Genomic DNA, 7,109 nt, shown 5'->3' with positions numbered 1-7,109 from the left:
CGGATCGTTCGGCCACCGATGCACACACGACGGATGGTCGAGACTCGCGCCTTCGGCGCATGCGCTTCGACGACTCGGACGCGAGACGGGCCGCGAACTCCTCGCTCGTAAGACTCGCTCCGTTGGGGTCACCGATAGCGGATCGTTCGGCCACCGATGCACACACGACGGATGGTCGAGACTCGCGCCTTCGGCGCATGCGCTTCGACGACTCGGACGCGAGACGGGCCGCGAACGGTCGCTCGTAAGACTCGCTCCGTCGGGGCTGGCAGAGGCTTGAAAAGCGGCGGGCGATCAACCCGGCGCCGCCTGCCCCAATGCGGACAGCGCCATGCGACGCAGTATCGGCCGGGTCCGGGTGGCGGTGGCACTGGTGGCGCTGTGCGGCGTGGAGTTCATCAAGCCGAAGCCCGCGTGGGCCTGCACCCGCGCGGTCTCCTCCGGCAGTTCCGGATGCAACTCCCGCAGCACCGCCACCCAGATCTCGACGTACTGACGCTGGGTGCGCCGCAGTTCGCGCCTGGGGCCGGTAGGCACGTTCTCGAGGTCGCGGTCCTGGATCCGAATGAGTTCGGGCTCGCCGAGCGCGAAGTCCAGATGGAAATCGACCAGCCCGTCCAGCGCCTCCCGCGCCGACCCGGTCCGACCAACCACCGCCTTCCCACCGGCGAGCAGCCGCTGACTGACCCCGACCAGCAGTTCGACCAGCAGCGCCTCCTTATTCGGGAAGTGCCGATAGACCGCCGGACCGCTGATCCCGACGGCCGCGCCGAGGTCGTCCAGGCGCATGCCGAAGAACCCGCGATCGGCGATGAGCCGGGCACCCGCATCCAGCAGCTGCGCTCTTCGCTGCAGCTTCAGTTGTTCCCTGCGGGTGGGCGCGACGGGATCGGCGCTGGTCACACCTGCTCCTTTCAGCACACCTGGACAACTCGGTTAATCAATATTAACCTGAATTCCAGTTATCGGCGACTAACTGGATGGCAGGACGGCGTGATGACGGTGACCGAACAGGTCGGAGTCGACAACCGCGCGGCACACGGGGCGCTACTGGAGGATCTGCGCGCCCGGCTGGCCGCCGCGGCACTCGGCGGGCCCGCGAAGGCGCGCGAGCGGCATGTGGCCCGCGGCAAGCTGCTGCCCCGGCAGCGGGTGGATCAGCTGCTCGATCCGGGCAGCCCGTTCCTCGAGCTCTCGCCGCTGGCCGCGACCGGCATGTACGACGACGAATGTCCCGGCGCCGGGATCATCACCGGCATCGGCCGGATCTCCGGGCGGGAATGCGTGATCGTGGCCAATGACGCCACGGTCAAGGGCGGCACCTACTACCCGATGACGGTGAAGAAGCATCTGCGCGCCCAAGAGGTCGCATTGCAGAATCAGTTGCCCTGCGTGTATCTCGTCGACTCCGGCGGTGCGTTCCTGCCGCGCCAGGACGAGGTCTTCCCGGATCGGGAGCATTTCGGGCGCATCTTCTTCAACCAGGCGACCATGAGCGCCAAGGGAATACCGCAGATCGCCGCGGTGCTCGGTTCGTGCACCGCCGGTGGCGCGTACGTACCCGCGATGAGCGACGAGGCGGTGATCGTGCGCAATCAGGGCACCATCTTCCTCGGCGGGCCACCGTTGGTGAAGGCCGCGACCGGTGAGGTCGTTACCGCCGAGGAGCTGGGCGGCGGCGAATTGCATTCGCGCACTTCGGGAGTCACCGATCACCTGGCCGAGGACGATCAGGACGCGCTGCGCATCGTGCGCCGCATCGTGGCCACGCTCGGCCCGCGACCGGCGAGCCCGTGGGAGGTGACGCCGACGGTCGCGACCGCGAAGCCGGAGTCCGAACTGTACGACGTGGTCCCGGTCGATCTGCGCACGCCGTACGACGTCCGCGAGGTCATCCACCGGCTGGTCGACGGAGACGACGGATTCCACGAGTTCAAGGCCGAATACGGCAAGACGCTCGTCACCGGATTCGCCCGCATCCACGGCCATCCGGTCGGCATCATCGCCAATAACGGCGTGCTGTTCAGCGAATCCGCCATGAAGGGCGCGCATTTCATCGAACTGTGCGATAAGCGCAAGATTCCCCTGCTGTTCCTGCAGAACATCACCGGTTTCATGGTCGGGCGCGATTACGAGGCGGGCGGCATCGCCAAGCACGGCGCGAAGATGGTCACCGCGGTGGCGTGTGCGCGGGTGCCGAAACTCACCGTGGTGATCGGCGGATCTTATGGCGCGGGGAACTATTCGATGTGCGGGCGCGCGTATTCGCCACGGTTCCTGTGGATGTGGCCCAATGCGCGGATTTCGGTAATGGGTGGCGAGCAGGCCGCCTCGGTGCTGTCGACGGTGCGCGGGGATCAACTCGACAGCAGCGGACAGCCGTGGTCGGCCGCGGACGAGGAGGCATTCAAGGCGCCGATTCGGGAACAGTACGAACATCAGGGCAATCCGTACTACTCGACCGCGCGGCTCTGGGACGACGGCATCATCGACCCCGCCGATACCAGAACCGTGCTCGGACTTGCCCTTTCGGTGTGTGCGCAAGCACCGCTCGAACCCGTTTCCTACGGCGTCTTCCGGATGTGATCGCGATGATGATGAACAAATCCCATCCCATCGATTTCGACACCGTGCTGGTCGCCAATCGCGGCGAGATCGCGGTGCGGGTCATCCGCACCTTGCGCGCCATGGGAATTCGCTCGGTCGCGGTCTACAGCGATGCGGACGCGCAGGCCAGGCACGTGCGCGAGGCCGATACCGCGGTGCGCCTGGGTCCGGCTCCGGCCCGGGAAAGCTATCTCGATATCGAGAAGGTGGTCGCCGCGGCGGTGCGCACCGACGCCAAGGCCGTGCATCCGGGTTACGGATTCCTATCCGAGAATGCCGCTTTCGCGGCCGCGCTCGCCGAAGCGGGCATTGTCTTCCTCGGGCCGCCCGCCAAAGCGATCGAGATCATGGGCGACAAAATCGCGGCGAAGAACACTGTCGCGGCCTTCGATGTGCCCGTCGTCCCGGGGATCGCCCGTCCGGGGCTCACCGATGCCGAATTGATCGACGCCGCAACCGATATCGGCTATCCGGTACTGGTGAAGCCCTCCGCCGGTGGCGGTGGTAAGGGTATGCGACTGGTGGAGGAACCGTCGGCATTGCCCGCTGCGCTGGCCAGTGCCCGGCGTGAGGCGGCCTCGGCATTCGGTGACGACACCCTGTTCCTGGAGCGATTCGTCACCCGGCCACGCCATATCGAGGTGCAGATCCTGGCCGACCAATTCGGCCACGTGATCCACCTCGGTGAACGCGAATGCAGCCTGCAGCGGCGGCATCAGAAAGTGATCGAGGAAGCCCCTTCGCCGCTGCTCGATGCCGCGACCAGGGCGCGTATCGGCGCGGCCGCGTGCAATACCGCACGCAGCGTCGACTATGTCGGTGCGGGCACGGTCGAATTCATCGTCTCCGCCGATCGGCCGGACGAATTCTTCTTCATGGAGATGAATACCCGCCTACAGGTGGAACATCCGGTCACCGAGCTGGTCACCGGGATCGACCTGGTGGAGTGCCAGGTGCGCGTCGCGGCCGGGCAGAAGCTGGCGGTGGAGCAGGACGAGCTGCGGCTCGTCGGGCATGCGATCGAGGCCCGCGTTTATGCCGAGGATCCCGGTCGCGGCTTCCTGCCCACCGGCGGCACGGTGCTCGACCTGTCCGAGCCCGAAGGCGCCGGCGTGCGGGTGGATTCGGGACTGCGCATCGGCACCGTCGTCGGCAGCGATTACGACCCGATGCTGTCGAAGGTCATCGTGCACGCCGCCGATCGCCATACCGCACTCACGAAACTCGATCGGGCACTGAGCGATACCGTCCTGCTCGGCGTCACCAGCAATATCGAGTTCCTGCGCTTCCTGCTCGCCGACCAGGACGTGGCCGCGGGGAAGCTCGATACCGGACTGCTGGATCGCCGCGTCGGCGACTTCCAGCCCGCCGCGGTCGGGGACGAGGAATTCTTGGCTGCCGCTGCCTATCACTGGCTGCGACGCTGGCCTGCCGCGCCGAACGATCCGTGGGATATCCCGTCCGGATGGCGCATCGGCACACCCGCGCCGACCACCATCAGGCTCGCCGGCGGTGCCCGCATCGAGCACGTCTACCTGACCGGCGCTCCCGATGCCGCCGAAGTGCACCTCAACAGCAGCGAATCAGTCTCGCTCACTGCAGATTTCACCGACGGAAGGCTGGTCCTGACACTGGACGGTCTGCGCCGGGAGTTCCGCGTGGCCGAGCACGACGGACAGCTCTGGGTGGCCGGGCCGTCCGGTGTCGCCGTGCTGCGTGAAGTGGCCGAGCTGAATGTCCGCGGCGGCGCCGAACACGTCGGTGACGCCGAAATCCGCAGTCCCATGCCGGGTTCGGTGATCGCGGTACCGGTCGCCAATGGTGCCACTGTCGCCGTGGGGGCCCCGGTCGTCGTGGTCGAGGCCATGAAGATGGAGCACACGCTCACCGCTCCGGTCGCGGGCACCGTCGAAGTCCTGGTCGAGCCGGGTGCCCAGGTCCGCCTCGACCAGCCGCTGGTGCGCATCGCCGCGGCTCCCACCGAACCCGAAACCGCTGAGCGAGAAGGAATTTCCGCATGACCGACTTTCTGTCCACCGGCACGCTGCCCGAGGACTATCGCGACCTGGCACTGACAGTGCGCGATTTCGCCAAGTCGGTGGTCGCCCCCGTAGCCGCCGAACACGATGCGAACCATACGTTTCCTTACGAGGTCGTCGCGGGCATGGCGGATATGGGTCTGTTCGGCCTGCCGTTCCCGGAGGAGTACGGCGGTATGGGCGGCGACTACTTCGCGCTGTGCCTGGCGCTGGAGGAACTCGGCAAGGTCGATCAAAGTGTGGCGATCACGCTGGAGGCCGGTGTCTCGCTCGGCGCCATGCCTATCTACCGCTTCGGCAACGATAAGCAGAAGCAGGAATGGCTCCCGCAGTTGACAAGTGGCCGCAATCTCGCCGCCTTCGGCCTCACCGAGCCCGGTGCGGGCAGCGATGCGGGCGGCACCAGAACCACCGCGGTCGCCGATAGCGGCGAATGGGTCATCAATGGCAGCAAGCAGTTCATCACCAACTCCGGCACCGATATCACCAAACTGGTGACGGTGACCGCGGTGACCGGACAGTCGGGTGGCAAGAAGGAGATCTCGACCATTCTCGTGCCCACCGACACCCCCGGTTTCGTGGCCGAACCCGCCTACAACAAGGTCGGCTGGAATGCCTCGGATACGCATCCGCTGAGCTTCACCGACGTCCGGGTACCGGAGGAGAATCTGCTCGGCGAGCGGGGTCGCGGCTACGCCAACTTCCTGCGCATTCTCGACGAGGGCCGCATCGCCATCGCGGCGCTGTCGGTGGGAGCGGCTCAGGGCTGTGTCGAGGAGAGTGTGCGCTACGCCAAGGAGCGCGAGGCCTTCGGCCAGGCCATCGGCCGCAACCAGGCCATCGCCTTCAAGATCGCCCGTATGGAGGCGCGCGCCCACGCCGCGCGCACCGCGTACTACGACGCCGCGGCACTCATGCTGGCGGGTAAGCCATTCAAGAAGGAAGCCTCCATCGCGAAGCTGGTGGCCAGCGAGGCGGCCATGGACAACTCGCGCGACGCCACCCAGATCTTCGGCGGCTACGGCTTCATGAACGAATACGCTGTGGCCAGGCACTATCGCGACAGCAAGATCCTGGAGATCGGCGAGGGCACAACGGAGGTGCAGTTGATGCTGATCGGACGGGAGCTGGGCCTGTGACGGAGACGGAAGCCCCACGCCGGGTGGTGCAGCGCGGCCTGTGGTTCGAGGAGTTCGAGATCGGTGTGGTGTACGAGCACCGGCCGGGACGGACCATTACCGAGGCCGATAATGTCCTGTTCACCACGCTGACCATGAACACCCAGGCGCTGCACCTGGACGCCGCGTTCAGCGAGCAGCTGCCGCCGTTCCACCAGCGCCTGGTGAATTCGATGTTCACCCTCTCCACGCTGATCGGCCTCTCGGTCGCACAGCTGACCCAGGGCACGATCGTCGCCAACCTGGGCTTCTCCGAGGTCGCCTTCCCGAAGCCGCTGTTCCACGGCGACACCATGTATGCCGAGACGGTGGTCACCGATAAGCGCGAATCCAAGAGCCGTCCGGGCGAGGGCATCCTCACCTTCGCGCACACCGCGCGCAACCAGCATGGCGATATCGTGGCGACGGCGGTACGAAAGACATTGGTACGCAAGGAGCCCGCATGAGTTGGCAAATGCCCGGACCGGCCTGGCTGTTCTGCCCCGCCGACCGCCCCGAACGCTTCGAAAAGGCCGCAGCGGCAGCCGATGTGGTGATCATCGATCTCGAGGACGGGGTCGCGGCCGGCGATAAGGCGGCCGCGCGCAAGGCGCTCATCGAGACTCCGCTGGATCCCGAGACCACCGTGGTGCGGATCAATGCCGTCGGCACCGACGAGCACGAGCCCGATCTCGCCGCGCTGGTGCAGACCGAATATCGACGGATCATGCTGCCGAAGGCCGAATCCGCCGAACAGCTCGGCTCCCTTGCCGACTACGAGGTGATCGCGCTGATCGAATCGCCGCTCGGCGCCATGGCGGTCGGGCGAGCGGTATCGGCGCGCAATGCGATCGGGGTCATGTGGGGTGCGGAGGATCTGGTCGCCGGGCTCGGCGGCAACTCCAGTCGGCATGCCGATGGCAGCTATCGCGATGTGGCACGCCATGTTCGGTCGACCACACTGCTGGCGGCCAAGGCGTACGGCAAGTTCGCGCTCGACTCGGTGTATCTGAACATCCGCGATCTCGACGGGCTGCGCGTCGAAGCCGTGGATGCGGCCGCGACCGGGTTCGACGCGAAGGTGGCGATCCATCCGAGCCAGGTGCCGGTCATCCGGGCGGCCTACGCGCCGTCGAATGATGAAATCGATTGGGCTCGAAGGGTGCTCGCCGAAGTCCCGAACCATCGGGGCGTCTTCGCCTTCGAGGGCCGCATGGTCGATGCCCCGGTGCTGCGGCACGCCGAGCAGATCGTGCGGCGCGCGAACCACACCTGATTTCCGAAGACTCTCCCCAGGAGGTAATGC

6 protein-coding genes are annotated in these 7,109 nt (G+C 66.5%); 5 read left to right on the top strand and 1 reads right to left on the bottom strand.

Going from position 1 to position 7,109, the window contains the following annotated elements:
* Window positions 1–294: 294 nt before the first annotated feature.
* Window positions 295–903, bottom strand: coding sequence for a TetR/AcrR family transcriptional regulator (locus ACIBW7_RS26585; protein WP_397050731.1), 609 nt, complete (start codon window positions 901–903; stop codon window positions 295–297).
* 93 nt (window positions 904–996) lie between these two features.
* Between ACIBW7_RS26585 and ACIBW7_RS26580 the strand changes: the two genes are divergently transcribed.
* Genes ACIBW7_RS26580 through ACIBW7_RS26560 form a run of 5 tightly spaced genes read left to right on the top strand, consistent with a single transcriptional unit; the run spans window position 997 to window position 7,079 of the window.
* Entirely contained in the window at window positions 997–2,586 is a 1,590-nt protein-coding gene (locus ACIBW7_RS26580) for a carboxyl transferase domain-containing protein (protein WP_397050729.1), read from the top strand.
* An 8-nt stretch (window positions 2,587–2,594) separates the two neighbouring features.
* Window positions 2,595–4,628 carry an acetyl/propionyl/methylcrotonyl-CoA carboxylase subunit alpha gene (locus tag ACIBW7_RS26575; RefSeq protein WP_397050835.1) on the top strand — a complete coding sequence of 678 codons (2,034 nt, stop codon included), beginning with the start codon at window positions 2,595–2,597 and terminating at the stop codon, window positions 4,626–4,628.
* Window positions 4,625–5,785 (top strand): acyl-CoA dehydrogenase family protein, encoded by a 1,161-nt coding sequence (locus tag ACIBW7_RS26570; RefSeq protein WP_397050727.1) that lies wholly within the window; start codon window positions 4,625–4,627, stop codon window positions 5,783–5,785. Before ACIBW7_RS26575 ends, ACIBW7_RS26570 begins: the two co-directional genes overlap by 4 nt.
* The gene (locus ACIBW7_RS26565) at window positions 5,782–6,270 is read left to right on the top strand and encodes a MaoC family dehydratase (RefSeq protein WP_397050724.1); all 489 of its coding nucleotides are present in this window, start codon (window positions 5,782–5,784) and stop codon (window positions 6,268–6,270) included. Before ACIBW7_RS26570 ends, ACIBW7_RS26565 begins: the two co-directional genes overlap by 4 nt.
* On the top strand, window positions 6,267–7,079 hold the full coding sequence (locus ACIBW7_RS26560; RefSeq protein WP_397050722.1) for an HpcH/HpaI aldolase/citrate lyase family protein: 813 nt from the start codon (window positions 6,267–6,269) through the stop codon (window positions 7,077–7,079). The genes ACIBW7_RS26565 and ACIBW7_RS26560 overlap by 4 nt, the downstream gene beginning before the upstream one ends.
* Window positions 7,080–7,109 lie beyond the last annotated feature (30 nt).

This window comes from Nocardia sp. NPDC049526 (assembly GCF_044465765.1).
Classification (GTDB): domain Bacteria; phylum Actinomycetota; class Actinomycetes; order Mycobacteriales; family Mycobacteriaceae; genus Nocardia.
The sequence above is the reverse complement of the archived record's forward strand: the minus strand, read 5'-3'. Positions and strand labels throughout refer to the sequence as shown.